Annotated in this window: 29 protein-coding genes; 7 read left to right on the top strand and 22 right to left on the bottom strand. The window is 72.3% G+C overall.

The features are described 5' to 3' along the window. Positions 1-90 precede the first annotated feature (90 nt). The 5 genes from secD to OIE67_RS10555 form a co-directional block, all read right to left on the bottom strand. Entirely contained in the window at positions 91-2,334 is a 2,244-nt protein-coding gene (gene secD, locus OIE67_RS10575) for a protein translocase subunit SecD (protein ID WP_326639029.1), read from the bottom strand. A gap of 43 nt (positions 2,335-2,377) precedes the next feature. Beyond that, complete coding sequence (locus tag OIE67_RS10570; RefSeq protein ID WP_326639027.1) at positions 2,378-2,719, bottom strand: hypothetical protein; 342 nt, start codon at positions 2,717-2,719, stop codon at positions 2,378-2,380. Positions 2,720-2,870: 151 nt separating this feature from the next. Beyond that, a complete protein-coding gene (locus OIE67_RS10565) occupies positions 2,871-3,167 on the bottom strand; it encodes a hypothetical protein (protein WP_326639025.1) in 297 nt (98 codons plus the stop codon). 218 nt (positions 3,168-3,385) lie between these two features. Next, positions 3,386-3,928 (bottom strand): dihydrofolate reductase family protein, encoded by a 543-nt coding sequence (locus OIE67_RS10560; RefSeq protein WP_326639023.1) that lies wholly within the window; start codon positions 3,926-3,928, stop codon positions 3,386-3,388. A 76-nt stretch (positions 3,929-4,004) separates the two neighbouring features. After that, entirely contained in the window at positions 4,005-5,138 is a 1,134-nt protein-coding gene (locus tag OIE67_RS10555) for a serine hydrolase domain-containing protein (RefSeq protein WP_326639020.1), read from the bottom strand. Positions 5,139-5,265: 127 nt separating this feature from the next. Here OIE67_RS10555 and OIE67_RS10550 point away from each other — a divergent pair, with 127 nt between their 5' ends. Beyond that, positions 5,266-5,784, top strand: a complete 519-nt coding sequence (locus OIE67_RS10550; RefSeq protein ID WP_326639018.1) for a helix-turn-helix domain-containing protein — start codon at positions 5,266-5,268, stop codon at positions 5,782-5,784. A 129-nt stretch (positions 5,785-5,913) separates the two neighbouring features. Further along, positions 5,914-7,056, top strand: coding sequence for an alpha/beta hydrolase family protein (locus OIE67_RS10545; RefSeq protein WP_326639017.1), 1,143 nt, complete (start codon positions 5,914-5,916; stop codon positions 7,054-7,056). Positions 7,057-7,174: 118 nt separating this feature from the next. On the opposite strand, the gene OIE67_RS10540 is transcribed toward OIE67_RS10545, so the two are convergent. From OIE67_RS10540 to OIE67_RS10530, 3 genes are all read right to left on the bottom strand, one after another. Further along, entirely contained in the window at positions 7,175-7,906 is a 732-nt protein-coding gene (locus tag OIE67_RS10540) for a class I SAM-dependent methyltransferase (RefSeq protein WP_326639015.1), read from the bottom strand. A 164-nt stretch (positions 7,907-8,070) separates the two neighbouring features. Next, on the bottom strand, positions 8,071-8,745 hold the full coding sequence (locus OIE67_RS10535) for a response regulator transcription factor (RefSeq protein ID WP_326639013.1): 675 nt from the start codon (positions 8,743-8,745) through the stop codon (positions 8,071-8,073). Next, positions 8,745-10,064: a histidine kinase gene (locus tag OIE67_RS10530; RefSeq protein WP_326639011.1), complete on the bottom strand. Its 1,320-nt coding sequence runs from the start codon at positions 10,062-10,064 to the stop codon at positions 8,745-8,747. The genes OIE67_RS10535 and OIE67_RS10530 overlap by 1 nt, the downstream gene beginning before the upstream one ends. A 278-nt stretch (positions 10,065-10,342) precedes the next feature. On the opposite strand from OIE67_RS10530, the gene OIE67_RS10525 reads away from it, so the two are divergent. Next, positions 10,343-10,954: a hypothetical protein gene (locus tag OIE67_RS10525; RefSeq protein WP_326639009.1), complete on the top strand. Its 612-nt coding sequence runs from the start codon at positions 10,343-10,345 to the stop codon at positions 10,952-10,954. Between the two features lie 21 nt (positions 10,955-10,975). On the opposite strand, the gene OIE67_RS10520 is transcribed toward OIE67_RS10525, so the two are convergent. Continuing rightward, entirely contained in the window at positions 10,976-12,325 is a 1,350-nt protein-coding gene (locus OIE67_RS10520) for a TrkH family potassium uptake protein (protein WP_326639007.1), read from the bottom strand. Positions 12,326-12,584: 259 nt separating this feature from the next. Here OIE67_RS10520 and OIE67_RS10515 point away from each other — a divergent pair, with 259 nt between their 5' ends. Genes OIE67_RS10515 through OIE67_RS10505 form a run of 3 tightly spaced genes read left to right on the top strand, consistent with a single transcriptional unit; the run spans position 12,585 to position 14,073 of the window. Continuing rightward, positions 12,585-13,262 carry a phosphoheptose isomerase gene (locus OIE67_RS10515; protein ID WP_326639005.1) on the top strand — a complete coding sequence of 226 codons (678 nt, stop codon included), beginning with the start codon at positions 12,585-12,587 and terminating at the stop codon, positions 13,260-13,262. Next, the gene (locus OIE67_RS10510) at positions 13,259-13,477 is read left to right on the top strand and encodes a HypC/HybG/HupF family hydrogenase formation chaperone (protein ID WP_326639003.1); all 219 of its coding nucleotides are present in this window, start codon (positions 13,259-13,261) and stop codon (positions 13,475-13,477) included. Before OIE67_RS10515 ends, OIE67_RS10510 begins: the two co-directional genes overlap by 4 nt. After that, a complete protein-coding gene (locus OIE67_RS10505) occupies positions 13,474-14,073 on the top strand; it encodes a D-sedoheptulose-7-phosphate isomerase (protein WP_326639001.1) in 600 nt (199 codons plus the stop codon). The genes OIE67_RS10510 and OIE67_RS10505 overlap by 4 nt, the downstream gene beginning before the upstream one ends. Positions 14,074-14,190: 117 nt before the next feature. Here OIE67_RS10505 and hypE read toward each other — a convergent pair whose 3' ends face one another. Genes hypE through OIE67_RS10445 form a run of 13 tightly spaced genes read right to left on the bottom strand, consistent with a single transcriptional unit; the run spans position 14,191 to position 23,892 of the window. Further along, entirely contained in the window at positions 14,191-15,285 is a 1,095-nt protein-coding gene (hypE, locus tag OIE67_RS10500; RefSeq protein WP_326638999.1) for a hydrogenase expression/formation protein HypE, read from the bottom strand. Between the two features lie 46 nt (positions 15,286-15,331). Further along, entirely contained in the window at positions 15,332-16,477 is a 1,146-nt protein-coding gene (gene hypD / locus OIE67_RS10495) for a hydrogenase formation protein HypD (protein ID WP_326638997.1), read from the bottom strand. 9 nt (positions 16,478-16,486) lie between these two features. Then, positions 16,487-16,759 (bottom strand): HypC/HybG/HupF family hydrogenase formation chaperone, encoded by a 273-nt coding sequence (locus OIE67_RS10490; RefSeq protein ID WP_106249722.1) that lies wholly within the window; start codon positions 16,757-16,759, stop codon positions 16,487-16,489. Then, entirely contained in the window at positions 16,737-17,108 is a 372-nt protein-coding gene (locus OIE67_RS10485; RefSeq protein ID WP_106249724.1) for a hydrogenase maturation nickel metallochaperone HypA/HybF, read from the bottom strand. The genes OIE67_RS10490 and OIE67_RS10485 overlap by 23 nt, the downstream gene beginning before the upstream one ends. Then, positions 17,109-17,216 carry a DUF6893 family small protein gene (locus tag OIE67_RS55415; RefSeq protein WP_393267707.1) on the bottom strand — a complete coding sequence of 36 codons (108 nt, stop codon included), beginning with the start codon at positions 17,214-17,216 and terminating at the stop codon, positions 17,109-17,111. Positions 17,217-17,227: 11 nt separating this feature from the next. After that, positions 17,228-18,085, bottom strand: a complete 858-nt coding sequence (locus OIE67_RS10480; RefSeq protein ID WP_326638992.1) for a hydrogenase maturation protease — start codon at positions 18,083-18,085, stop codon at positions 17,228-17,230. A gap of 29 nt (positions 18,086-18,114) precedes the next feature. After that, positions 18,115-19,074, bottom strand: coding sequence for a hypothetical protein (locus tag OIE67_RS10475; RefSeq protein ID WP_326638990.1), 960 nt, complete (start codon positions 19,072-19,074; stop codon positions 18,115-18,117). 4 nt (positions 19,075-19,078) lie between these two features. Continuing rightward, on the bottom strand, positions 19,079-19,717 hold the full coding sequence (locus tag OIE67_RS10470; protein ID WP_326638988.1) for a DUF6084 family protein: 639 nt from the start codon (positions 19,715-19,717) through the stop codon (positions 19,079-19,081). 1 nt (position 19,718) lies between these two features. Next, on the bottom strand, positions 19,719-19,937 hold the full coding sequence (locus OIE67_RS10465) for a hypothetical protein (RefSeq protein ID WP_106249728.1): 219 nt from the start codon (positions 19,935-19,937) through the stop codon (positions 19,719-19,721). Further along, positions 19,934-20,566, bottom strand: coding sequence for a DUF5947 family protein (locus OIE67_RS10460; protein ID WP_326638985.1), 633 nt, complete (start codon positions 20,564-20,566; stop codon positions 19,934-19,936). Before OIE67_RS10460 ends, OIE67_RS10465 begins: the two co-directional genes overlap by 4 nt. A gap of 23 nt (positions 20,567-20,589) precedes the next feature. Continuing rightward, positions 20,590-21,033 carry a hypothetical protein gene (locus tag OIE67_RS10455; RefSeq protein WP_326638983.1) on the bottom strand — a complete coding sequence of 148 codons (444 nt, stop codon included), beginning with the start codon at positions 21,031-21,033 and terminating at the stop codon, positions 20,590-20,592. A gap of 11 nt (positions 21,034-21,044) precedes the next feature. After that, positions 21,045-22,844 carry a nickel-dependent hydrogenase large subunit gene (locus tag OIE67_RS10450; protein WP_326638981.1) on the bottom strand — a complete coding sequence of 600 codons (1,800 nt, stop codon included), beginning with the start codon at positions 22,842-22,844 and terminating at the stop codon, positions 21,045-21,047. A 13-nt stretch (positions 22,845-22,857) separates the two neighbouring features. Next, the gene (locus OIE67_RS10445; RefSeq protein ID WP_106249734.1) at positions 22,858-23,892 is read right to left on the bottom strand and encodes an NADH-quinone oxidoreductase subunit B family protein; all 1,035 of its coding nucleotides are present in this window, start codon (positions 23,890-23,892) and stop codon (positions 22,858-22,860) included. Between the two features lie 213 nt (positions 23,893-24,105). Between OIE67_RS10445 and OIE67_RS10440 the strand changes: the two genes are divergently transcribed. Continuing rightward, entirely contained in the window at positions 24,106-24,540 is a 435-nt protein-coding gene (locus OIE67_RS10440) for a hypothetical protein (RefSeq protein WP_326638978.1), read from the top strand. Positions 24,541-24,637 lie beyond the last annotated feature (97 nt).

Here is a 24,637-nt window from a genome sequence, read left to right as displayed (position 1 = left end):
CCTCGCCTGGACACCTTCCCCGCGTCCGGCCGGCCGTCACCTCGCCCGACCGGCCGGACGCCACCTCAGCGACTCATGACGCCGCCGCCGTCACAGCACCGCCCCCGATCCCGTACGGACCTTGCGCTCGCGCGGGGCGGCAGGTTGCGGCGGCGGGCGGCGGTCGAAGCGGCCGAGCAGGATCGCCGCGGGCCCGGCCACGAAGGCCGACGAGAGCGTGCCCGTCACGATCCCGGCCACCAGCGCCACGGCGAAGTCCCGCAGCGAGTCGCCGCCGAAGAACATGAGCGCGACCAGGATGAACAGCGCCCCGAGGCCGGTGTTGACGGTGCGCGGCATGGTCTGCAGGATCGCGCCGTTCACGGCCGACGCGAACGGCTCACCGCGCCGGGCCGTCCACAACTCCCTGACCCGGTCGAACACCACCACCTTGTCGTTGACCGAGTAGCCGACGACCGTCAGCATCGCGGCCAGGAACACGCCGTCGATCGGCTTGCCCAGCCAGGCGAACAGCCCGGCCACCACGATCACGTCCGCCACCAGCGCCAGCACGGCCGCCGCGCCGAACGTCCACCGGAAGCGCGCGGCCAGGTACACGAGTTGCATGGCCACCGCCACGCCGAGCGCGATCAGGGCGTTGCGCCGCAGTTCCTCGCCCAGGCTGGGGCCGATGAACTCCTCGCGGGTCTTGGTCACCTCGCCTGCCTGGCTCTCCAGGGCCTGTTCGATCCTGGCGGCCTCCTCGATGCCGAGGTTCGCGGCGCGTACGGAGACGCCGTCGTCGTTGACCTGCACCACCGCCGCGGGGAACCCGGCCCGCGACACCGCCTGCCCGGCGGCCTCGGCCGAGATCGGCCTGGACGTGGCGAACTCGACGAGCCGGCCGCCGGTGAACTCGACGCCGAAGTTCAGCCCGCGCGCGGCCAGCCCGGCGACGGCCACCGCCGCGACCGTGCCCGCGATCGCCAGCCACACCTTTCCCGCCCGCATGAGCTGCGGATTCCTGCGCGTCAGCCAGGTCCTGACGGCTCCGGGCGAGCCCAGTCCGGACAGGCGCGGCCCGATCCGGCCGATGACGGCGTGCGCGAGCACGCGGGTGATGAGCATGGCCGAGACGAGCGAGGCCAGCACACCGACGGCCAGCGTGACGCCGAAGCCCTTCACCGGTCCTGAGGCGAGCCAGAACAGCAGCCCGGCGGCGATCAGGGTGGTGACGTTGGAGTCGGCGATGGCGCTCCAGGCGTTCCTGAACCCCCGGTCGAGTGCGCTGCGCAGCCCGCGGCGCGGCGACTGCTGGTACTCCTCCCTGGCCCGCTCGAAGACCAGCACGTTGGCGTCGATGGCCATGCCGATGGCCAGCACGAACCCGGCCAGCCCCGGCAGGGTGAACGTCGCCCCCATCGCGACCAGCGCCGCGTACGAGATGGCGCCGTAGCAGAGCAGCGCGATCACCGACAGCAGCCCGGCCAGGCGGTAGACGGCCACGATGAACACGGCTGTGAGGATCAGCCCCGCGACCGCCGCCTCGGCGCTGGCCTTGATGGCCGCCTCACCGAGCGTCGGGCCGACCGTCCGCTGCTCGACCAGGTCGAGCGGGACCGGCAGGGCGCCGCCCTTGATGAGCACGGCCAGGTCGCGCGCCTCCTCGTGGGTGAACGAGCCGGTGATGTCGGCGCGCCCGCCCGGGATGCCGGCGCCGCAGGGCACGGACGGATCCATCGGCGGCGAGGAGATGATCTCCTTGTCCAGCACGATGGCCACCCGGCGCTGCGGATCGCCCTGCGGATGGCAGGCCGCCTCGCCGGTCAGCTTCTGCCAGGACGCGGCGTCGCGGAAGTCGAGGCTCACCCACCAGCCGGGGCCGCGCTGAGGGTCGCTGCTCTCGGCCGCGTCGCTCACCCCGTCGCCGGTGATGGCGGCGGGTCCCAGCTTGAGCGGCTGGCCGTTCTCGTCGCGCACCGCCGTGCCGTCGCCCTGTTCGGCGGCGCCGAGCACCGGGTGGAACGCCAGTTGCGCGGTACGGCCGATGACCTCGGCCGCCTGTCTCGGATCGAGCACTCCTGGCAGCTCGACGATGATCCGCTTCTCTCCTGAGCGGACCAGGGTGGGATCGACCACGCCGAGCGCGTCGGCGCGCTGGCGCAGCACGTTGATCGCGCGGTCGGTGGCGGCCGCGTCGGCCTCGACGGTGGGCGAGTCTTTCGTCTCGAAGACGAGCTGGGTGCCGCCGCGCAGGTCAAGGCCCAGACGTGGCGCGGCGTTGAAGGTGACGACCAAGGAGATCGCGATGACGGCACACGCCGCCACCGCACGCCAGAACGGCGCACGGAACATGAAAGCCTCCACAGGCTCGGACGTGCGAAAAGAAGGAGAATCCTCAGCGCACTGTGGAGGGAGGCGCCCGCGCGGCCGCCGCGAGCGGGCGGCGGGCCACCGGGGCGCGATCGGCCGGGGAGGCGACGACGACGGCCCACGGGGCGTGGAACGCCGGGAGTCCGGCCGCGAGCGCGGCCGTGGTGCCGGTCGCGCTGCCGGGGCCCGCCCATGCTCTTACCGCCGGGGCCGGTGGCGGAAGCTGCCGTACCCCGGAGTGGTGCTGGTCGGGCCGCCACGCCTGGGCCTGCGCGACGGTGATCTGCTGAACGGCCTGCGCGTGGGCGGCGGGCGGGAGGAACCAGGAGAGGAGGAGCAGGAAAGCGGCCGACAGCCGAGTACGCATAGCTCCTCCCTCCTCCGACGATTCACCCTAGCCGCAGGCGTACGAAAGCGGCGCATCCTCCCAAGAGAGACGAACAGCCGTCACCGCGACACGTCCGGAGCGACCGTCACCCCGGCACGGCGGCGGCCCGGTGCCGGAGACCGGACGGCCGTCACTCCGGCAGGTTCGGGGGTGTGGGCTGGGCACCGGAGGCCAGCCATCGGGCGCGCCGCTCGATCTCGCCGTCCCACCCGTCGGGCACCACCGTGAAGCGGCCGGCCCGGACCGCGGCCAGCATCCTGGGCACGAACGCCCGCAAGCCGTTGCTCACGCCACCGGCGTTGACCGCGAACACCCGCGCCCAGTCCTCGGCGCGGCCCGCGACGTGCAGGCGGGCCATCGTGTAGCTCTCGCCCGTCTTGGCCATCCGCGCCCGGACACGCGCCTTGAGCTGCTTCTTGCTGGTCATGAACGACTCTCCCCGCGGCCGTCGCCAGGACCCGGCCCACGCCCGCGGCCCGTGGCGGCCACGAAAGATCGCCGGCCGGTCGGAGCGCGGCTCCCGAGGCTCCTCGTGTCCCCTTTGCCTCCGCGTCGGGCGGGCCGCGTGGGAGCCCGCTCTGGAGGTTCGGCGGGAGAGTGCCGCCGTCCCGTCGGATGCTAGTACAGGACGGCGCGTGCCCGCACCTAGCCCTTAGGGCCGTAGGTCAGGACGACGACGCCCGAGGTGAACGGGGTCGTCCGCAGCAGCCGGAGGTGGGTGAGGTCGATCAGGCCGCTGAGCAGCCGGTCGCCGCCGCCCGCGAGGACGGGGAACATCCAGAAGTGGAACTCGTCGACCAGCCCGTGCTCGATGAGGGTGCGGTCGAGCGCGCCGGTGCCGTACTTCAGGATGTTCTGGCCGGGCAACCGCTTCAGCTCCGCGACGGCCTCGGCGACGTCGCCCTCGATCAGGTTGCCGTTCCAGGCCTCGGCGCTCTTCAGCGTGGTGGAGGCGACGTACTTCGGCATGCTGTTCATCTTGTCGGTGTACGCGTCACCGGAGCGGCCCGCCCACGCCTCGGCGAACCCCTCGTACGTCTCCCGGCCCAGCAGCAGCGTGTCCGCCTCGAACAGCAGCTTCGAGCCGTACTCCTGGTGGTCCTCGTCCCAGTAGGGGGCGCCCCAGACGTGCGGGTCGCCGATGACGCCGTCGAGCGTCACGAACGTCGATTCGACGAGCTTCCTCATCGCGGTCTCCTTCGTCAGTGCCTCGCTGTCGAGATCACCCTTCCGTACGGCACTTACCGAATCCTTAAGGTCGGGCTCAACGGCCTGCGCCACCGCTCGTGGGTGCCGCCGCGGTCCGCGCGCGGCAGGCGACGCCCCACGTCAGCGGTTCCATGAGGTCCTCCAGGTTCCACCGCCCTCGCTGGTAGGCGTGGTTGCTGGCCCAGAAGACCATGACGTCGTCGTCCAGGGACCGCGCGAGGTTCGCCAGCGACCAGGAGTTGCCGCCGTCGTGCCAGGCGATCCGGCCGGCGTCCGTGTCGGAGATCACCCAGCCGTATCCGTAGGAGTCCTGGGAGTCGGGCATGCGTACCTGCGGGCTGAACATCTTCCGCTTGGCCGTCGCCGACAGCACGCCGGTGCCGGACAGGGCGCGGTGCCAGCGGAGCAGGTCGCGGGCTGTGGAGAGCATGCCGCCGTTGCCGTGCAGGTTCCAGTAGGGGCCGTCCTGCGCCCACGGGTGGGCGATCGGCCTGCCGTGGGCGGCTCCCTCGTCGTCGTACTCCACCGCGATCCGGCCCGGCTCCCACGTCGGCAGCACGTACCCGGTCCTGGTCATGCCCGCGGGGGCGAACAGGTGCTCGGCCAGGAAGTTCTCGTAGCCGAGCCCGGAGACCTTCTCGACGATCGCGGCGAGCAGCCCGTAGCCCATGTTCGAGTAGTGGAACGTCGTGCCGGGAGCCGACAGCGGCTTCGAGGCGAGCGCCCTGGTCAGGAAGTCGTCGCGGGCCAGGACGTCGTAGTCGTCGCCGAGCCCTTCGGCCAGTCCGGCCGTGTGCGTCAGGAGCTGGTGCAGGGTGATCGGCCGTTTGTCCGCGGGAACCTGGCCGAGATGGCGGCCGATCGGGTCGGTCACGCGCAGCTTGCCCATCATCTCCAGCTTGAGGATCGCGGCCGCGGTGAACTGCTTGGTGATCGACATCACGTCGTACACCGTGTCGCAGCTCGCCCGGACGCCGGCCGCACGGTCCGCCAGGCCGAAGCCCTCGCAGTACACGATCCGGCCGCCGCGGGCGGCCATGACGGTCCCGCTGCCCTCCTTGGGCATCGTGTCGGCGACGAACACGCCGATCGGGCCCGGGTCCGGCGGGCAGGGAACGTCGCCGTTCCCGCACGCGGTCAGCGCGGTCATGGCGGCGAGGAGCACGCCGCCCACGCGAAGCCACCTCATTCGGCCTCCTGAGCGTCGAGGGGGCCACCACCTTGACCACCGGGTCGGGCTCTGATCAACATGTCGGGGTGTCCGAGGTTGTGCGAGACACCGTACGGCCAGCTCGGAGCATCACCGGAGGATGATCATGACCACCGCACCCGCACCGCAACCCCCACCGTCACCAGCCGGGGCCGCCGATGCCGCCGCCTTCATGGCCGAGCTGCGGCGGCTGAAGACGTGGTCGGGGCTGAGCTTCCGGCAGCTGGACCGGCGCGCCGCCGCGGCGGGTGACACCCTGCCCTACTCCACCGCCTCGACCATGCTGGGCAAGGACCGGCTGCCGCGCCCTGAGCTGCTCGTCGCGTTCGTCAAGGCGTGCGGGGTGGAGGGTGACGAGCTGCGGGTCTGGCAGACCTGCCACGCCGAGATCACCGCGCACCAGGCCGGCCTGTCACGCCCGCCTGCCTCGGACGCCCCTGCTGTCGCCTTCCCGGCCGCGCTCCCGCCGGCCGCGCGGCGCTCGATCAGACCCGGGACGGTCATCGCGGCGGCGGCCCTGGTCATCGCGTCGCTGGCCGGAGCCGGCCTCGCCGGTGTACTGAGCGGCACCTCCGACACCGAGGTGCACGTGCTCGTCGACTCCGCCGGCGGCGCGCTTCGTTGACCCCGGGTATACGATGTACACATCACCTTGTTTACTGTGTATACGGGGCGCTCCATCCCGGCGGCCGCAGCGGACTGGAGGAGGACACCGTGCGGCGCTCGTGCGAGCGCACGGTGAGGAGGATCTTCGATGGCGTCCGGCAGCGAGCGGCGGCCCCGGTGGAGACGACGGGCCTGGACCGCGGGCGTGACCGTGCTCCTGATCCTCGTCGCGGCGGCGGGCGCCGGGGCCTGGTACGGCAGCGACCAGGGGATCAAGGTCGTCCACTACGGCACGAGCAACACCAGGGTGCTGGCCGTGGAAGGCGATCTGGTGACGCTGGAGCGGACTCCGGAGACCGGCAAGCCCGGCACGTACTGGCTGGAGTGGACCGGCGCCTTCTCGATGCTCGGCGACGTCGTCTCCCGCGCTCCGGACCGGGTGACCCGCAAGGTGCTGCGCGGCCCGGCCCCCTCCGTCGGCACTCCCGGCTACTTCGGCAACGTTCCGCCCGGCGACCCCCAGGTCGCCTGGGGGATCGGCCACACCGAGATCATGGTGCCCACCGAACTCGGGCCCGCACCGGCCTGGTACGTGCCCGGCGGCAGCGACACGTGGGTCGTGGCCGTCCACGGGCAGAACGGGCGGCGCAAGGCGGAGCTGAAGATCCTGCCCGTCGTGCACCGGCTCGGGCTGCCCTTCATGGCCATCAGCTATCGCAACGACGAGGGGGCGCCGCCCTCACCCGACGGGCTGCTGCACCTGGGGGACTCGGAGTGGCGCGACCTCGAGGCCGCCCTGCGTCAGGCGCGGACGATGGGGGCACGACGCTTCATCCTGTACGGCACCTCGATGGGCGGCCAGATCGTCGGGCAGTTCCTGGCCAGGTCGCCGCTCGCCGGCCTGGTCGACCGGGTCGTCATGGACGCACCCATGATCGACGTGCGGATGACCGCGGAACAGGGCGCCAGGAAGAACCATCTGCCTTCTTTCGTGGCGGGGCTGTCGACCCTGGTCACCGAGTGGCGGACCGGGATCGACACCGATCGGCTCAGCCTGATCCGCCACCCGCCGAAGATCAGGCCGCCGCTCCTGCTGATCCACACCGTTCCCGACGCCGACCACGTGCTCCAGGAGGCACGCGACCTCGTCACCGCCGGCCGCGACCTGGGCTGGCAGATCCAGTTCGAGCCGTTCGCGCAGGGCGGGCACACGGAGGCGTGGAACGTGGACCGCGCCCGCTACGACCGGCTCGTGCGTGATTTCCTGACCCCGGCCGGGAGCGGCCCGTAGATCTGCCGGAGGCGGCGGTCGCACGGGATCCACACGTGACGCACGCACGAGGCCATCGGCGTGATCGCCGGGGCTGCGGCGTGCGCCGGCGGACTCCACCCGGCTTCGGGCGAGACCCTCACTCTTCGGGGCGGCGGGCGAAGAACACGAACTCCCGGCCCGGCCGGTCGGGAGCGTCCCTGACCTCCTCCATGACGTATCCGGCGGACGCCAGGCCCGCCTCGACCTCCTCCCGCTCGCGGAAGCGCAGCGTGGAGCCGGAGGTCAGCACCGCTCCGTCGGAGGCGAACACGCACGTCCACCGGAACGTCACCAGCGGGCCGCTGACGTCGACCAGGTCGAGCCACGACTCCACGACGCCGGTCCCCGGCACGTCGGTGACCTGGTGTGACTCCTCCCGGTTCCAGTGTTCCCAGGCGCGTCTGGCCGGATCGCGGGTCTCGAACACCAGGTGGCCGCCCGGCCGCAGTGCCTCCCGGGCTCCGGTCAGCGTGCCGTGCCAGGCGTCCGGCTCGACGACGGCCTGCGCCACGTTCGCCGTCATCGTGGCGAGGTCGGCCCGCATCGGCGGCAGGGCCGTGGCGTCGCCGTGGATCCAGCGCACGCGGCCGGCGCCCGGCTTGCCCCTGGCGACGTCGAGCGAGGCCGCGGCCGGGTCGACGCCGGTCACCTCGATCCCGCGGGCGGCCAGCATCAGCGCGAACGTGCCGGTGCCGCAGCCGATGTCGAGCACGGTACGCGCGCCCAGCTCGGCCGCGACGGCCACGTAGACGTCGAGGTCGCTCCTGTCGGGGTCGAGCGGGTCGTACAGGGCGGCCAGCCGGGGATGCTCGAAGATCGCGTCAGCCATCGGACGAACATAGCGGCCCGTCGCCTGCCACCTGCGACGGGTCTCCCGGGAATCGGCCCTCTGCCCTCAGCCCTCCGCCCTCTGCCCTCCGCCCGGAAGGATTCGCCGTCCGCGACGAGGCAGCCGGTGGAGGTCCGTCGTGAACGGCGGGCGAGCGCGGCTCGTCAGCCGCCTGGGCGGTGCTCGTTCCCCGACACCCAGAGCGCGAGCTGGGTGCGGTCGCGCAGGCCGAGTTTGCGCAGGCAGCTGGAGATGTGGTTCTTGGCGGTGCCCTCGGTGATGTGCAGCCGCCGGGCGATCTCGCGGTTGGCCGCGCCGGCGGCGACGAGCCGGGCGATCTCGTACTCGCGCTCGGACAGGCCGCCGGGCGGCCCGTCCGGCTCCGCCGCCGGCGCGGGTGTCTCGCGTAGCGCGCTGACCAGCCGTTCGCCGGCCACCCCGCCCAGCACGGTCTCGCCGCGCGCCGCCCGCCTGATAGCCGCCACGAGCTCGTCCGGCGGTACGTCCTTGAGCAGGTATCCCTTCGCTCCCGCCCGCAGGCCGCCGAAGATGTAGTCGTCGTCGTCGAACGTCGTCAGGATCACCGGCGCGACCTCGGGGAACTCGGCCCGCAGCCGGGCGACCAGCTCCACGCCGTCCATGCCCGGCATGCGGGCGTCCACGAGCGCGACCTGCGGCCGTTCGCCGTCCGGGATCCGCGCCAGCAGGCTCAGCGCCTCCTCGCCGCCGCCGGCGGTGGCGGCGATCTCGATGCCCTCCTCGATCTCCAGGAGCTTGCGCAGCCCCTCGCGCATGAGGATGTGATCGTCCACGAGCAGGACACGAACGACGCCGCCCATCAGAGTGGCACCGTCGCCTTGAGGGTGAAGCCTTCGCCCGCGTGGCCGGCGACGTCGAGTGCGCCGCCGACGCCGTGCAGACGTTCGCGCAGGCCGCGCAGGCCGAACCCGTTCTCGGTCGCGCCGGGCGCGGCTCCCCTGCCGTCGTCGGTGACGGTCACCTCGACCCGGTCCCGCGTGCAGTCGAGCGCGACCTCGATCCGGCGGGCCCGGGAGTGGCGCAGGGCGTTGGTCAGGCCCTCCTGGACGACCCGGTAGCAGACCAGCTCGCGGTTCTCGTCCACGTCGGGCCAGGTGCCGGTCATGGTGAAGGCGACGCCGGTGTCGTCCGAGCCGAACGACTCGGTCAGGACCCGCAGGGCGGCGGGCCCGTGGAGGCCGTCCATACGCAGCGGTTTGAGCGCGCGTACCCAGCGGCGGGTGTCGGTCAGCGCCTCCAGCGTCAGCTCGCGCGCCTGGCTCACCTCGTCCCAGGCGGCCTCCGGGCGTACGGTGCGGTAGCGCTGGGCGTTCTGCAGGCCCACGTTGATGACGGTCAGGTAGTGGCCGACCGAGTCGTGCATGTCCCGCGCCATCCGCGCCCGCTCCTCCGCCACGGCCAGTTCCCGCGAGCGCGCCGCGTGCCGTTCGAGCTCGGCGTGGGCGTGTCCGAGCTCCCCGTGGGCGCGTTCCAGGTCGGCGTGGGCCTGTTCGAGGTCGCTGTGGGCTTGTTCGAGGTCGCTGTGGGCTTGTTCGAGGTCGGACAGGAGGCGGCGGGTCTCCTCCGCGCGGCTGTGCGACTGGAACATCGCGATCACGACCAGGAGCAGCACCAGGCACAGCAGCAGCATGAGCGTGCCGTTGACGGCCGCGCCGACGAGGGTCTGACGCGGGTTGACCGCGCTGATGCCGAAGCCGAGCAGCCCGGCGACGGCGGTGTAGGTGAGCGCACCGCGCAGGCCGAAGACGACCAGGGCGTTGCCGACCGCCAAGCCCACGATGATCGGGGCGCTGGCCCCGCCGGGCGACAGCAGCGGCAGCGACACGACCAGGAACGCCACGCTCGCCGCCCGGCGTGCCACCGGCGCCCCCCTGCGCCAGGGCAGCAGCGGCCACAGAACGGCCGCGAGCAGGAGTGCCCCGGCCCCCGTCCAGGAGATCACCGCGTACAGCGCGCGGTCGCCCGGCGGCACCTGGTCGATCATCGGCAGGGCGCCGGCCAGGACCACCGCGCAGATGCCGGCCGCGGCCCAGAACAGGACGCTGAACACGATGGGCGCGCGCCCGTCGGAGAACCCGACCCAGCGCTCCAGCTCCCGCATCGATCTCGGCTGCCGCATAGCCGCAGCATAATCGCCGCGATCGTGCGGAAAGGAGTGCCGATGGTCATGTTCCGGCGGGTGCCGATCGGCATGGTACGGACGTGACCGGCAGGTGCCCGATGACGGATGTTCCGCCCTGATCACCGAAACCTACGATCGCAGCACTTCGAGCGATTGGGGACGGTATGAGCGTCGATGCACAGGCCGGCGGAGCCGGACGGGACGGATGGGACGGATGGGACGGGCAAAACGGACGCGACGAGCCGGCGAGGCGAGCGCCTTGGGCGGGTGTCGTGGTGACCGTGCTCAGTCTGCTCGCCATGGCCGCCATCGCGTGGGCGCTGTGGGACTCGCTGCCGGAACTGGTGACGACGCAGGAAGCCAGGGGGCGCCGTGGCCGTATCCAGGTGCCGCGGATCGTCCTCGCGGGGGTGCTGCCGGCGGCCGTGGTCGCCCTGGCCGTGATCATGGCGGCCGCCTCCGTGGTCGCCGGCCGCCTGCGGGCCTGGTTGCCGCCCGCGCTCGTCTCCTCGCCACGCGCCCAGGCCGCGTCGACGAACGCCGTCTTCGTGCTGCTGCCGCCGTTCATCACCGTGCTGCACGCCGGGCTGCTGCTGGAGACCGCCGGTCACCACGTTCCCCTGCCGCAGCTGGTGACCGCCGCGTTCGGGCTGCTGATCGCCGGCCTCGGCGGCGTCCTGCCGCGGCTGCGCCCCGCGCACCCCGACCCCGCCGGGGACCGGGTGCGGCGCACGGGCGCCGTGGCCATGATGCTGCTGGGCGCCGGCTGCGTGGCCGGCGCCTTCCTCCTCCCCGCGCTGCCCGTCGCGGTGGCCGCGGCGTACGCGGGCGGGGGGATCACCGGGCTGACGATCCTCATCCCGCGGCTGTGGCCGCGCCGCCGCTGACCCCGGGCCTGCGGGCGCGGTTCAGCCGACGATGACGCGTTCCTCGGGCAGTTCATAGCGGCGGGTCCGTTGCTTCAGCGCGAGCGCCGAGCCCAGCGTGAGCGGCCCGATGCGGCCGATGAACATCAGCACGCTGAGCAGCACGTGCCCGGCCAGCCCCGTGGCCGCGGTGATGCCTGTGGACAGGCCGTTGGTGGCGAAGGCCGAGATGATCTCGAAGAGCACGCGGTCGAAGCCGTACGGCGTGATGGTGAGCATGAGCCAGGTCGCGAACGTCACCAGGACGACGCCGAGCATGCTGATGGACAGCGCCTGCCGCTGGGTCGCGGCGGGCAGGCGGCGATGGCCGATGTTGACGTGGCTCTCGCCGCGCAGCTCGGACCAGACCATGAACAGCAGGAAGCCGAGCGTGGTCACCTTGATGCCGCCGGCCGTGCCCGCGCTGCCGCCGCCGACGAACATCAGCACGTCGGTGAGCAGCCACGACGACGGGTTCATCTGGGCGATGTCGAGGGTGTTGAAGCCCCCGGAGCGCGGCATGACGGCGGTGAAGAAGGCCGCCAGCACCTTGTCGCCGTCGTTCAGCGGGCCCATCGTGGCGGGGTTGCGCCACTCGGTCATCAGGAACGCCAGCGTGCCGCCCGCGATCAGCACCGTGCTCAGGCCCACGGTGATGCGGGTCAGCAGGGACCAGCGGCGGGGACGGCGCCAGGCGCGCAGCAGTTCGAAGACGACGGGGAAGCCGAGCCCGCCGACGATCACGGCCAGCGCGATCGTGACGCAGATCCACGGGTCGGTGACGTACCGCATCAGGTTGTCCGGCCACAGGGCGAAGCCGGCGTTGTTGAACGCCGACACCGCGTGGAAGGCGCCCAGGTAGGCCGCCCGGCCGAGCGGCTCGCCGTAGCCGACGGCGAAGCGGCCGGCCAGCACCACGGCGATGACGGCCTCGCAGGTCAGGCTGAACACCACCACTTTGCGCAGCACGTGCCCCAGGTCGGAGGCGACCACGGACTTGGTCTCCAGCTGTGCGGACAGGCGGGCCCGCAGGCCCAGCCGGCCGGAGACGATGACCGTGATCACGGTGGCGAGCGTCATGATGCCCAGGCCGCCGACCTGGATGAGCAGGGCGATGACGACTTCGCCGAAGACCGACCAGTGGGTCTCGGTGTCGACCACGACCAGGCCCGTCACGCAGACGGCGGACGTGGCGGTGAACAACGCGGTGAGCCAGTGGGACGCGTCGCCCTCGGCGGTGGCCTGCGGGGTGGCGAGCAGGAGCGTGCCCACGAGCACGGCGACGCCGAACCCGGCGGCGATGACCACCGTGGGATGCCCGCCGCGTCCCGCCAGGGCGGGGCGGCGCGTCATCGCACCTCCCGCCGGCCGCACCGGCCGTCGTCGTCCATCGCAGAGCCTCCGTCGGGCTACCCGGCCAAGGACGCCGCCGACCAGCCTTCCCGGCACACCGGGCCATACCGTAGCGCAGGCTCGGGAGCCGCCGCCAGCGGTACCACCCCGGTGACCGGCCGAGGGTGTGACCTGGGGTGACGGAAGCAGGCGGGCGGATGGCAGAAGCTTGAGGTGTCCCTGCGGGCGGCGCCCCAGCGTGCTGAGCTGAAATGGGACCATGTCTGATCTGCTCGACTCGGACCGGCTCCGCCCTGACCGGCCCGGCTCCGACCGGCCCCGCTCCGATCTGCTCGGCTCTGATCTGCTCGGCTCTGATCTGCTCGGCTCTGATCTGCTCGGACGGGCCCGGGCCGAGCGCGCGGCTCCCGGCGCCGCGCTGGCACAGGACGCGGCGGAGATCGTACGGGCGGCGCAGGCCATGGCCGGGCGCTTCGGGCGCGGCGGCCGGCTGCTCGCCTTCGGCGCCCCGGCGGACGCGGCGCACGTGGCGGTGGAGTTCACCCATCCGGTGATCGTGGGCAAGCGCGCGCTGCCTGCGCTCGCGGTGGACGCCGTGCTGCTCCGCACCCTGGGCCGGCCCGAGGACATCGCGCTCGGCATCGGCCCGCGTCTCGACGGCGGAACGGTGCTCGACCGTGGAACGGTGCTCGACGGCGGAACGGTGCTCGACAGCGGCGATCCGGAGGGCGGCGGACGTGGGCCGGGTGGTTCGGCGCTGGAGGTGGCGCGTGGGCTGGGGATGTTGACGGTCGTGCTCACCGGCCCCTCCGGCGGCGTCGCGGCCGATCACGTGCTGCTCGCGCGTGCCGAGGATCCCCTGATCGCCAGGGAACTGCACGTCACCACCTATCACCTGCTCTGGGAGCTGGTCCACGTGTTCCTGGAGGCGTCGTGAACGTCCCCGACGATCCCATCGACGCCTGCGAGAGCTGCGTGACCTGCGGCGACGTCGCCGTGCCCGTACGGATCGCGCGGCTGCTGCCCGGCGGGCTGGCGCTGGCCGACACCGGCGACGGCATCGAGGAGATCAGCGTGGCGCTCGTCGCGGCGCGACCGGGCGACACCGTGCTCGTGCATGCCAAGGAGGCGATCGCGGTGGTGGCGCGATGACCGGCACTCTGTACCCGTTCCTGCGCCGCGAGTCTCTGGACCTGACCGCGTCCACGGCGGCCAAGGCGCGCGAGAGCCTGGAGCTGCGGCTGCGTGTCCTGGACGAGCTCGGCCCCGGCCTGGCGGCGTGCGCGTCGGCCGTGGCGGCGGCGCTGGGCGGAGGCGGGCGGGTGTTCGCCTTCGGCAACGGCGGGAGCGGCACCGACGCCGAGTCCGTGGCGGGGCTGTTCGTCGAACGGGGTCTGCCCGCGATCTCGCTGGCCTGCGACTGCGCGCTGGTGACGGCGCTCGGCAACGACGTCGGCTTCGAGGTGGTCTTCGCCCGCCAGCTCGCCGCGCTCGGCGGGCCCGGCGATGTGGCGCTGGCGCTGTCCACCAGTGGCGGCTCGGCCAACGTGCTGCGCGGGCTGGCCGAGGCCGGCCGGCTGGGCATGGTGACGATCGGGTTCGCCGGCTCGGGCGGCGGACGGCTGGCCGCGGAAGGGCTGGCCGAGCACCTGTTCGTGGTGCCGTCGTCGTCGGTGCACCGCATCCAGGAGGCCCAGGCGACGCTGTACCACCTGCTCGCCGAACTGGTCGCGGCGCAGACACCGTGACGAGGGTCGCCTGGCACGCGGCCGGCAGCCGGTCGCGCCGCCCCGTCTCCAGCGAACGGGGGACGGCCGGCCGCCCGAGTTCCACGGACGCGCGGTGGTGAATCGCCCGGTGGAAGGTCAGCAGATGCGCGGCAGCGGGTCGCCGACCAGGACCTCGACGACGCGGGTGCCGCCGACGGCGGTGCGGAGCAGGACCATGGCGGCGGGCTCCGGGGCTACGGTGCCGATGATCGCGGCCTGCTCGCCCAGCGGGTGGGCGCGCAGGGCGTCCAGGGCGCGGGTGGCGTGGTCGCCGTCCACGACGGCCACGAAACGGCCCTCACAGGCCACGTAGAGCGGGTCGAGGCCGAGCAGCTCGCAGACGCCGGTCACCTCCGGGCGTACGGGGATCGCCGCCTCCTCCAGCACCACGGCCACGTTCGAGGCGGCGGCGACCTCGTTCAGCACCGTGGCCACTCCGCCGCGCGTGGCGTCGCGCAGGGTCCTGACCCGCCCGCCGGGCAGGGCGTCCAGCAGCCCGGCGACGACGCCGTGCAGCGGCGCGGTGTCGGAGACGATCGCGGCCTCGATGTCGAAGTCGCCCCTGGCCAGCATGACGGCGGCGCCGTGGGCGCCGATCGGGCCGGAGACGAGGACCGCGTCGCCGGGCCGGGCGGCGGCGGAGGAGAGCGTGACGGGCCGTTCGATGATGCCGACGCCGGTGGTGGTGATGTAGCAGCCGTCGGCGCGGCCCCGCTGGACGACCTTGGTGTCGCCGGTGACGATCTCCACCTCGGCGGCGGCAGCGGCGGCGGCCATGGAGGCGGCGATCCTGCGCAGGTCCTCGACCGGCAGGCCCTCCTCCAGGATGAACCCGGCCGACAGGTAACGCGGGCGGGCGCCGCACATGGCCAGGTCGTTCACGGTGCCGTTGACGGCCAGGTCGCCGATGTCGCCTCCGGGGAAGAACAGCGGGGAGACGACGTACGAGTCGGTGGTGAAGGCGAGGTTGACCCGCACGCCCTCCTCGCCCACGCCGAGCCGCAGGGTGGCGCCGTCCTCCAGCGGTTCGAGCAGCGGGTTGCGGAACGCGTCCAGGAAGACGGCCTGCACCAGCGTCTGCGTGGCCCGGCCTCCCGAGCCGTGGGCGAGCGTGATGCGCTCCTCCCTGACGACCGGCCGGCGCCGCCTGGCCCGCTCGATCCGATCGAGCACCTGCTGTTCCGTGCTCACGCGCGGCTCACCCTTCCCTCGCTGCCGGCCACCTGCCGTTCTGCGGTCACGCGCGGCTCACCTCTCGCTCGCCGGCCGGGCCGCGCGTCCTGTCGCGGGTGAAGCGGCCGAAGTTGTAGTACGCGGCGCAGGCGCCCTCCGAGGAGACCATGCACGTCCCGATCGGCGTCTCCGGCGTGCAGGCGGTGCCGAACACCTTGCACTCCCAGGGCTTGAGCACGCCCTTCAGCACCTCGCCGCACTGGCACGAGCGCGGGTCGGCGACGCGTATCCCGGGCAGGTCGAAGACGCGCTCGGCGTCGAAGGCCGCGTACTCCTCGGCCATGGCCAGCGCCGAGTGGGCGATGAAGCCCAGCCCGCGCCACTCGAAGTGCGGCCGCAGCCGCATCACCCGCCCGATCGCCTCCAGCGCGACCGGGTTGCCCTGCCAGGGCACCACCCGCGCGTACTGGTTCTCCACCTCGCACCGCCCCTCGGCCAGCTGGCCGAGCAGCATGTGCACCGAGGTCAGGATGTCCACCGGCTCGAAACCCGCCACGACCAGCGGCTTGCGGTAGTCGCGGGCGATGAACGCGTACGGCTCGCAGCCGATCACCGCCGACACGTGGCCGGGGCCGATGAAGCCGTCCAGCCGCAGGTCCGGCGAGTCGAGGATGGCCTTGATCGCCGGAATGATCATGACGTGGTTGCAGAAGACGGAGAAGTTCGCCACGCCTTCCGCCGCCGCCCGCAGCACGGTCATCGCGGTGGACGGCGCGGTGGTCTCGAAGCCGATGGCCATGAAGACGACCCGGCGGTCCGGGTTCTCCTTGGCTATCTTGAGCGCGTCGAGCGGCGAGTACACCATCCGGATGTCCGCCCCCGCCGCCTTGGCGTCCAGGAATGATCCGGTGCCGCCGGGCACGCGCAGCAGGTCGCCGAACGAGGTCATGATCACGCCGGGCTGCCCGGCGATGTGGATGGCGTCGTCCACCCGGCCCATCGGGATCACGCACACAGGGCAGCCGGGCCCGTGGACCAGCGACACCTCCGGCGGCAGGTGGTCCTCCAGCCCGTGCTTGTAGATGGTGTGCGTGTGGCCGCCGCACACCTCCATGAACGCGTACGTCCGTCCTGGACGGCACCGTGCCGCGATCCCGGCGGCCAGGGCGCGCGCCCGGTCCGCGTCGCGGTACTCATCGACGAAGCGCATGTGCCCCCCTCAGGTGATGTCCGACGCGCGCAACGCGTCGATCTCGTCCTCGTACGGCTGCCCGAGCCCTTCCAGGTACGCCAGCACGGCCTGCGCCTCGTCCTCGGAGATCTTGGACAGCGCGAACCCCACGTGCACGAGGACCCAGTCGCCCGGGTTCAGCTCCTGGCCTTCGAGCAGCCCGATGTTGACCCGCCGCCGTACCCCGCTGACCTCGACCAGGGCCAGGTCGTCGTGCCCGCCGGCCGGGCCGACCAGCTCACCGGGAATGCCCAGGCACATCGGCCGCCGTCCCCTCGCCGCCGAACCAGACCGACTCCAGCACCAGCTCGTCCCCGCCGCTGACGCTCACGTCGCCGCTGCCGCAGGCCGGGCACGCGGCCAGCGTGTCCATCGACTCCGAGCGCCCGCCGCAGGCCACGCACTCGATCGTGGCCGGCACGATGATCAGATCGATCACCGCGTCCTGCGCGGACGTTCCCGCGGCGGCCATGGTGAACGCCTGCCCGAACGCCTCCTCCACGACCGCGTGCCTGGCTCCCACGCGTACCCGGGCCGAGGCCACCGGCCGGCCCGCCGCCTGGCTGTGGATCAGATCGACGAGTCCCTCGCACAGCCCGATCTCGTGCACCTACATCCGCTCCATCCTGATGTACCGGCGGATCTCCGGCCACTGGTGGACCACGATCGCCGCCAGCCCGCAGAGCAGGAGCAACCGCACCATCCGCGACTTCCACATGCCACGTCACCTCATCCGTGAGCACGATCGCGGCAGCCCCGTCCGGCGCTTTCCGCAATCATTTCCATAACCAGGGCATTCACCAGGCTCGCCGCCTCCGGGACGGCGGCCTGGACGGGGGCACTCAGCTCGTACAGCGCCTCGGCCGCGCTCTCCGGCTCGCAGCACACGATCCGGATCAGGCGGGGCACCGGGCCCAGCTCCGCGGCCAGCCGCAGCACCTTGACCGGGTCCATGCCGTGCGTCTCCAGCGGCTGCCCGCCGCCGCCGGCGGGCGCTCCCGACGCTTCCCGCTGTCCGGGGCCCGCGTGCTCTGCCGGCTCTGCGGGCTCTGTGGGGTCGAGGACGGTGAGCGTGCCCGGCGGCTCACCGCGCGGGGACGCGTCGACGAGGATCACGGCGTCGTAGTCGCGTTGCAGCGCGTAGACCAGGTCCATGCCGCGGATGCCGAAGTCCACGACGTCGACGCCGGGCGTGCGGGGCGCGGCCGACAGGTGGCGGGCCACCTCGACGCCGAAGCCGTCGTCGCCCAGGAAGACGTTGCCGATCCCGGCCACCAGGACGCGGAACGCCCGCTCGCCGAGCGGCTCGATCTCGTCGGCCGCGTAGAAGAAGCGGTGGCCGGGAAGCCGGGCCTCGCCCAGGTCCCTGCCGGGGTCGTCGTCCACGGTGACGGCGAAGTGGAACGCGCCCTCCTCGTCCTGCTCGACCGCCTCCACCACGCCCTCCTTGCCCGTCAGGACCAGGTCGAGCACGTCGGCGGTGCCCCTCGGGCGCAGCCGTACCCGGCTGCCCGCGCGCACCTCGACACCGCCCACGACCACCTCGGCGGGGCCGCGCCCCTCCATCCGGGTCCAGAAGTCACCCATGTGTCCCTCCCCTTCCACCGGCCGGCCGCTCATCCCGCCGGGCCTCTGCCGCGCCAGGCGCCGCTCAGGCGCATGAGCTCCTCCTGGGTGAGCGCCGCGCAGCGGTCGAGGATCTCGCGGGCGCGCGGGTCGCCGGCCCGGATCTCCTCCCGTTCCCCGTCGCTCAGCGCCAGCACGCAGAGGGTGAGGAGCTGGTCGATCTCGGTCGCGTCGAACAGGTCACCGGGGCTCTCCGGCGCGATCTGCGGCTGGTCGTACAGGATGATCGGCGCCGACAGCACGGTGCGCAGGTCCTCCCCCGCCAGCACCGGCCACAGGCCGTCGTTGCGGCAGGTTTCGGCGTGCTCGCGCAGGTCCGGCGGCGGGTCCGTCTGGGAGACGAAACGCCCCTCAGGCGCGTGCAGGACGACGTGCGCGGACACCAGCGTGCGGGCCATCGTCTCCTCCCGCGTCCCGCCCGGCTGCCACGGCGTGGTGTTGACGACGTCGGCCGTCACCCGGAAGAGCCGCGGCCCCAGCCGCTCGGCACGCACCTCGACCTGCCCGCGCAACGCCTCCCACCGGCGCAGCACCCCTGCCCCGAGCTCCTGTCCCGCCTCGCGGTCCTGCGCGTCAGCGCGGTCCTCGCCCACCGTGCGTTCCTCGCCCGCCGCGATGTCGATGCGGGCCAGGGCCGGGCCGCCGCCGAGCGTGAGCTCCGGTACGCGTACCTCGCGTTCGCGCGCCTCCTCGCCCCGACCGGCCGCGCCGATCCTGGCCACGACGTGCAGGAACCGCACGGACACCGCGACGGCGGCGCCGGGATCGGCCTCGACCAGGCACTCGGTACGGATCCGCGACCGGTCGCCGCACCCCTCCGGATGGACGCCGCCGATCGTCCAGCGGTGCCGGTTCTTCAGCGAGGACTCGCGGTAGGGCCACAACAGGTAACCCTCGTAGAGCACCGCCCGCGCGATCCGCCCGACGTGCTCCAACTCGCCGTCCGTCAAGACATCAGCCCTTCGCCAGCAGTGAGCGGATCACGTCGTCCCAGCCGGGAAGCGTGTGCCGCACCTTGTACGCGTACAGCCGGTCGAACTCCTCCCGGCCCAGCCGGACCCAGGCCCCGCCGGGGAAGTGGCGTTCCATCAGCTCCCGCCACACCCGCACCGGCATCGAGAAGGCCGCCTCCGCCCGTCTGGGCAGGTGCGCGGCCTGCAGCCGGTCGCCGTCCAGGTAGAAGACGGTGCCGGTGAACAGGAAGTCCAGTGGCGCCTCGCCGTCCTCCAGGCCGTGGAAGTACTTGGCGGCGGCCACCTCGAAGTCGTACGTGCACGGCACGGTGATCCGGGCCTTCGTGCTTCCGGTGAAGGCGGGCACCTGGGTGACGGTCTGCGTCCACAGCAGGCTGGACAGGTTGCGCGACCACTCGTCCGGCGGGCCGAACAGCTCGGCCAGCCGTTCCTTGTCGCGCTCGCCGTAGCCGCGCCGGGTGGCGTCGATGCGGATCTGGGTGGCGAGCGTGAGCGAGCGGACCTCGTGCCCGCCGGCGGCGCGCAGGGTCAGCGTGAAGTCGAGCGCGGGCACGGCGGCGGGCGCGGCCGGCTCGACGCCCTCGACCTCGATGCTCAGCTCGGGTGGCGCGGAGGGCATGTCAGGCGGGCGACAGGTTCGGCATGCCCGGGTCGATCGGGTCGTGTTTGCCGGGGTTGATGCCGGTCGAGCGCCTGGCCGTGGAGCGGCCGTCGGGCAGGTGACCGTCCTGCTTGTCGTAGTTGCCGGTGGAGTTGCCCTCCTTGACGCCCTTGACGTGGGAGGGAGCGTCGGGCTTGACGTCCGGCCTGCCGGTCCTGATGGGTTTGCGCGCGCTCATGCCGGGCTCCTGTCGTCGCTGAGGTCGGTGAAGAAACGGGCGATCCGCTCGCGTACGTCCGGGCCGCCGGTCAGGCCGCGCCAGTGGGAGCGGACCAGGCCGACGAGCCGGTAGCAGTCGTCGAGCGGGACGATCCAGGCGCCGTGGTCGCGGTCGAGCAGCAGCGCCTCGACGTCGGGCTCCAGCAGCGCCATGAGCGGGTCGTCCCAGGCCGGGCCCGCCACGGCGCCCGCCGGGCTGGGGTAGTACATGACGCTGCGGCCCGCGCCCGAGTCGCGTACCAGGAAGACGGTGCGGACGGGCGCGCCCAGGCCGGACCAGGTGAACCCGTCCTGCCGCTCGCGCCGCCGGGGCACCAGACGGTATTGGGCGCCGCCCGCCGCGGCGTGGTCGAAGAGCACCTGGCAGGCGCGGCAGGCACAGCACAGCTCGCGGGTGGTCAGGTCGAGCAGGTGCCGATGCCCCTCGGGCACCAGTTCCCCGCACAACTCACACCGCTCCTCCGAGACCGGCTGATCGGCGTTCCCGGAGGAGGCGGTGGCGGGTGTGGTGGTGCGCCGGCGGCGGGTGAGGTCGTGCAGGCGCAGGCGGCCGCTCACGGTGCCGCCATCACGCGTCGTGCCGTTCACGGTGCCGCCTCCCGCTGTATCGGTCACTTCGTCGCCGCCCCGCGTCGTACGGTGAGGCTTTCGACGGGGATCACCGGCCGCTCGTCCAGCTCGACCTCGACCCGTTCCACCTCGGGAGCCGCCGCGCGCACTGCCCGTTCCACCCCCGCCGTGGCCGAGGAGCGGCAACCGGAGGCGCGGACGCGCAGCCTGGCCACGCCGTCCTCCAGGGTCAGCAGCTCGGCCCCCGCCCCGGCCGCCGCCGCCTCCGCGCGGGCCCTGGCGGGCAGCGGGTGCAGGTCGTGCAGCACGAGCAGGTGGGAGACCAGCTCGTCGCCGGCCAGCTCCGCCGCCAGCGGCTCGCCCGCCAGCGCCATCACCCGCGCCAGCCCGTCGCCGTACAGCTCCAGGAGCTCTCCGACCAGCTCGATCGCGGCCGGCTCGGCCTCGTCGAGCAGGGCCTCGATGCGCTCGATCCGCTCCGTCATCGCCCCGCCGCCTATCCGGCCGCGCCGAACGTCGGCGAGTGCACCTGTTGGAGCACCTTCCCGTCACCCAGGTACATGTGCACCCCGCACGGCAGGCACGGGTCGAAGCTGCGCACGGTGCGCATGATGTCGATGCCCTTGAACGAGTCGGGCCCGTTCTCCTCGAAGATCGGCAGCCCCTGGACGGCGTCCTCGTACGGGCCTGGCGTGCCGAAGCTGTCACGCGGGCTGGCGTTCCACGGCGTCGGCGGGTACGGATGGTAGTTCGCGATCTTGCCGTCCCTGATGACCATGTGGTGCGACAGCACCCCGCGCACGGCCTCGTGGAACCCGCAGCCGATCGCCTCGTCGGGCACGTCGAAGTCGCTGAACACCTGGGTCCGCCCGGCCCTGACCTCGCCCATCGCCTGCTCGACGAAGTAACACGCCATCGCCGCCGCGTACGCGACGAAGTAGACCCGGGCCCGGTTGCGCTCGATGGTGTTGGCCCAGCGCGGCACCTTCCACTCGAAGCTCATCTCCGGCAGGGCCCTGCTCTTGGGCAGGTTGATCTCCACGGAGCCGCCCGTGGCGCGTACGGTGCCGGTGTCGACCAGCCCGGCGAGCGCGGTCGCCCAGAGCCTGGCCAGCGGGCCGCCGCCGGTGTCGAGCGCGAGGTGGTCGCCGGTGCGGTCGTCGTACCAGCGGGGGCTCATCACCCAGCTGTAGTTGCCGCCTTCCAGGTCGCGCTTCTGCGGCTTGGGCAGCGTGGTCTGGTTCCACGGGTGACGCTGGTCGACCGGGTTGCCGAGCGGGTCGTGGGTGACGAACGTCTCCTCGGACTGCCAGTCGTCGTAGTACGAGCTGCCGAGCAGGATGCGGATACCGAGGTTGATGTCGACCAGGTTCGTGGTGAGCAGTTCGCCGTCGAGGACGATCCCGGGCGTGACGAACATCTTGCGGCCCCAGTCGGCCATGTTCCGGTAGTCGTAGTCGACGGCGGCGGGGTCCTGGAAGGCGCCCCAGCAGCCGAGCATCACCCGGCGCCGGCCGACCTCCTCGTAGCCGGGCAGCGCCTCGTAGAAGAAGTCGAAGAGGTCGTCGTTCATGGGGACGGCCTTCTTGACGAAGTCGAGCACGCGCAGCAGCCTGGCCAGGTAGTCGGTGAACACCTGGGGTGTCGCGACGGTGCCGACGCCGCCCGGATAGAGCGTGGACGGGTGCACGTGGCGCCCCTCCATCAGGCAGCACATCTCCCTGGTGACCCGGCTGACCTGCAGCGCCTCGCGGTAGACGTCCCCCTCGAACGGGTTGAACGCGCGCATGACGTCGGCGATCGTGCGGTAGCCGTGGATGCGGGCGTTCGGCGCCTCGGTGGTCTCGGCGCGCCGCAGCAGGCTCGGGTTGGTCTGCTTGACCATCTGCTCGCAGTAGTCGACGAAGACCAGGTTGTCCTGGAAGAGGGTGTGGTCGAACATGTACTCGGCGGCCTCGCCGAGGTTGATGATCCACTCGGCCAGCGGCGGCGGTTTGACGCCGTATGCCATGTTCTGCGCGTAGATCGAGCAGGTCGCGTGGTTGTCACCGCAGATGCCGCAGATGCGGCTGGTGATGAAGTGCGCGTCGCGCGGGTCCTTGCCCTTCATGAACACGCTGTAGCCGCGGAACAGCGACGAGGTGCTCCTGCACTCGACGACCTCGCGGTTGTTGAAGTCGATCTTGGTGTAGATGCCGAGGTTGCCGATGATCCTGGTGATCGGATCCCAGGACATCTCGACCAGTTCGCGCTCGGTACCGGTCGCCTGGCCGCGTCCCGCGGTACGGGTTGTCACCTTGCCGTTCCCCCTAGTTGCCCCAGCGGGGGTCGTACCCGCTGGTCAGCTTGCGCCCGTTGTGCCGCCACTTCGGCTCCTTGTTGGCCGAGCGGTTGGTGATGGAGCGGAGCCTGCGGATCAGCGAGCCGTACGTGCCGCTCACCGCCGCCGACACCGATCCGCCGGGGGGTTCGTCCATGAAGGGCATGAACTTGTCGGGGAAGCCGGGCATCGTGCAGGCGATGCAGACGCCGCCCACGTTGGGGCAGCCCCCGACGCCGTCCATCCAGCCGCGCTTGGTGACGTTGCAGTTGACCACCGGGCCCCAGCAGCCGACCCGCACCAGGCATTTGGGCGAGTTGTAGTCGTGCGCGAAGTCGCCCTGCTCGTAGTAGCCGGCCCGGTCGCAGCCCTCGTGCACGGTCTTGCCGAACAGCCAGGTGGGACGGAGCATCTCGTCCAGCGGGATCGTCGGCGCCAGGCCGGCCGCCTGGTAGAGCAGCCAGGTGAGGGTCTCCATGAAGTTGTCGGGCTGCACCGGGCAGCCGGGCACGTTCACGATCGGCAGGCCGCCCGCGGAGCGGAAGCCGGAGCCCAGGTAGTCGCCCAGGCCCATGGCGCCGGTGGGGTTGCCGGCCATGGCGTGGATGCCCCCGTAGGCGGCGCAGGTGCCGATCGCGACGACGGCCCACGCCTTGGGCGCCAGCCGGTCGATCCACTCGTTGACGGTGATCGGCTCACCGGTCACCGGGTCGTTGCCCATGGACGTCCAGAAGCCGTCGCCGTTGATCCGCTCGTTCGGGATCGACCCCTCGACGACCAGGATGAACGGCCCCAGCTCGTCTCGGGCGGCCTGGTGGAAGGCGGCCATGAAGGCGTCGCCGACCTCGGTGGCCAGGACCTTGTTGTGCAGGTGCACCTTGGGCAGGCCGGGCACGAGGCCGAGCAGCACGTCCTCGATGCTGGGCAGCGTGGCGGCGGTGACGGACACGGTGTCGCCGTCGCAGCTCAGCCCCTCCGAGGTCCACAGAATGTGCACCTCGTCGAGCGCGGTGGATGTCGTCATGGCCCAACCCCCCGATCGGCCACTCCAGGTGATGCTCCATCACCTCTCCGTAGCGCACATACCGCTCAGAACGCGCCCGCAAACCCGGAGCCATAACATGACGCAAGGTGAGCATTCTGTAGCGCACCGTGTCATAACCTGCGCTTGGCGAGAAGGCGGGTGCGGGCGGACACTCGAAGTGACCGCCTCATCGCCCGACCGAGGAGGCTCCTCGTGCGCGACGGGTTCGAGTCCCGAGAGTCCTGGCCCTTCGAGTGCCTGCGCTGCCTGTATGTCTGGGAGGAGGACTACCTTGTCCGTCACGTGACCGACGACCACGGCAACGAGGTCGAGGTCTGGCTCAGCTCCGGAGTGACCGTGCAGCCCCCCTGGTCGGGGATGGCCTGCCCGGCGTGCGGCGCCTACCGCCTGACCTCGTTCCCCGCCCACTACCTCAGCCGGCATCCCGAGCTGACGGCGGCGCCCGATCCCGCGCCGCTCGCCAGAGCGCCGGTCGTCCCCGTCGGGGACGCGGAGCCGTCGATGACCGCGCCGGTCGTCCGGGTGCCGCTGCCGCGCCGGATGCTCATCGCACTCGGCGTGCCGGTGATCGCCTTCGCCGGCTACGAGTTCTACCGGTACGTCTTAGCCCCCGTCGGCCATCACTAGCGCCGGTACGTCTTAGCCCCCGTCGGCCATCGCCAGCTCCGGTACGTCTCAGGCCCCCGCCGGCGCGGATCAGCCCTCGCCGGGCGGCACCGGCCCG

Origin of the sequence: Nonomuraea fuscirosea (assembly GCF_035917475.1) — a bacterium.
GTDB lineage: Bacteria > Actinomycetota > Actinomycetes > Streptosporangiales > Streptosporangiaceae > Nonomuraea > Nonomuraea fuscirosea.
This window is presented reverse-complemented; position numbering and strand designations above follow the sequence as displayed.

What these genes read in the sequence shown, in the direction of transcription:
- OIE67_RS10455 (WP_326638983.1), bottom strand. Translation starts at nt 21,033, where the DNA reads ATGACGGAGCGGATCGAGCGCATCGAGGCCCTGCTCGACGAGGCCGAG.
- OIE67_RS10465 (WP_106249728.1), bottom strand. Translation starts at nt 19,937, where the DNA reads ATGAGCGCGCGCAAACCCATCAGGACCGGCAGGCCGGACGTCAAGCCC.
- hypD (WP_326638997.1), bottom strand. Translation starts at nt 16,477, where the DNA reads ATGCGCTTCGTCGATGAGTACCGCGACGCGGACCGGGCGCGCGCCCTG.
- OIE67_RS10565 (WP_326639025.1), bottom strand. Translation starts at nt 3,167, where the DNA reads ATGACCAGCAAGAAGCAGCTCAAGGCGCGTGTCCGGGCGCGGATGGCC.
- OIE67_RS10535 (WP_326639013.1), bottom strand. Translation starts at nt 8,745, where the DNA reads ATGGGCGGCGTCGTTCGTGTCCTGCTCGTGGACGATCACATCCTCATG.
- OIE67_RS10490 (WP_106249722.1), bottom strand. Translation starts at nt 16,759, where the DNA reads ATGTGCCTGGGCATTCCCGGTGAGCTGGTCGGCCCGGCCGGCGGGCAC.
- OIE67_RS10520 (WP_326639007.1), bottom strand. Translation starts at nt 12,325, where the DNA reads ATGACGCGCCGCCCCGCCCTGGCGGGACGCGGCGGGCATCCCACGGTG.
- OIE67_RS10560 (WP_326639023.1), bottom strand. Translation starts at nt 3,928, where the DNA reads ATGAGGAAGCTCGTCGAATCGACGTTCGTGACGCTCGACGGCGTCATC.
- OIE67_RS10530 (WP_326639011.1), bottom strand. Translation starts at nt 10,064, where the DNA reads ATGCGGCAGCCGAGATCGATGCGGGAGCTGGAGCGCTGGGTCGGGTTC.
- OIE67_RS10505 (WP_326639001.1), top strand. Translation starts at nt 13,474, where the DNA reads ATGACCGGCACTCTGTACCCGTTCCTGCGCCGCGAGTCTCTGGACCTG.
- OIE67_RS10545 (WP_326639017.1), top strand. Translation starts at nt 5,914, where the DNA reads ATGGCGTCCGGCAGCGAGCGGCGGCCCCGGTGGAGACGACGGGCCTGG.
- OIE67_RS10540 (WP_326639015.1), bottom strand. Translation starts at nt 7,906, where the DNA reads ATGGCTGACGCGATCTTCGAGCATCCCCGGCTGGCCGCCCTGTACGAC.
- OIE67_RS10555 (WP_326639020.1), bottom strand. Translation starts at nt 5,138, where the DNA reads ATGAGGTGGCTTCGCGTGGGCGGCGTGCTCCTCGCCGCCATGACCGCG.
- OIE67_RS10515 (WP_326639005.1), top strand. Translation starts at nt 12,585, where the DNA reads ATGTCTGATCTGCTCGACTCGGACCGGCTCCGCCCTGACCGGCCCGGC.
- OIE67_RS10480 (WP_326638992.1), bottom strand. Translation starts at nt 18,085, where the DNA reads ATGGGTGACTTCTGGACCCGGATGGAGGGGCGCGGCCCCGCCGAGGTG.
- OIE67_RS10550 (WP_326639018.1), top strand. Translation starts at nt 5,266, where the DNA reads ATGACCACCGCACCCGCACCGCAACCCCCACCGTCACCAGCCGGGGCC.
- secD (WP_326639029.1), bottom strand. Translation starts at nt 2,334, where the DNA reads ATGTTCCGTGCGCCGTTCTGGCGTGCGGTGGCGGCGTGTGCCGTCATC.
- OIE67_RS55415 (WP_393267707.1), bottom strand. Translation starts at nt 17,216, where the DNA reads ATGTGGAAGTCGCGGATGGTGCGGTTGCTCCTGCTCTGCGGGCTGGCG.
- OIE67_RS10570 (WP_326639027.1), bottom strand. Translation starts at nt 2,719, where the DNA reads ATGCGTACTCGGCTGTCGGCCGCTTTCCTGCTCCTCCTCTCCTGGTTC.
- OIE67_RS10470 (WP_326638988.1), bottom strand. Translation starts at nt 19,717, where the DNA reads ATGCCCTCCGCGCCACCCGAGCTGAGCATCGAGGTCGAGGGCGTCGAG.
- OIE67_RS10445 (WP_106249734.1), bottom strand. Translation starts at nt 23,892, where the DNA reads ATGACGACATCCACCGCGCTCGACGAGGTGCACATTCTGTGGACCTCG.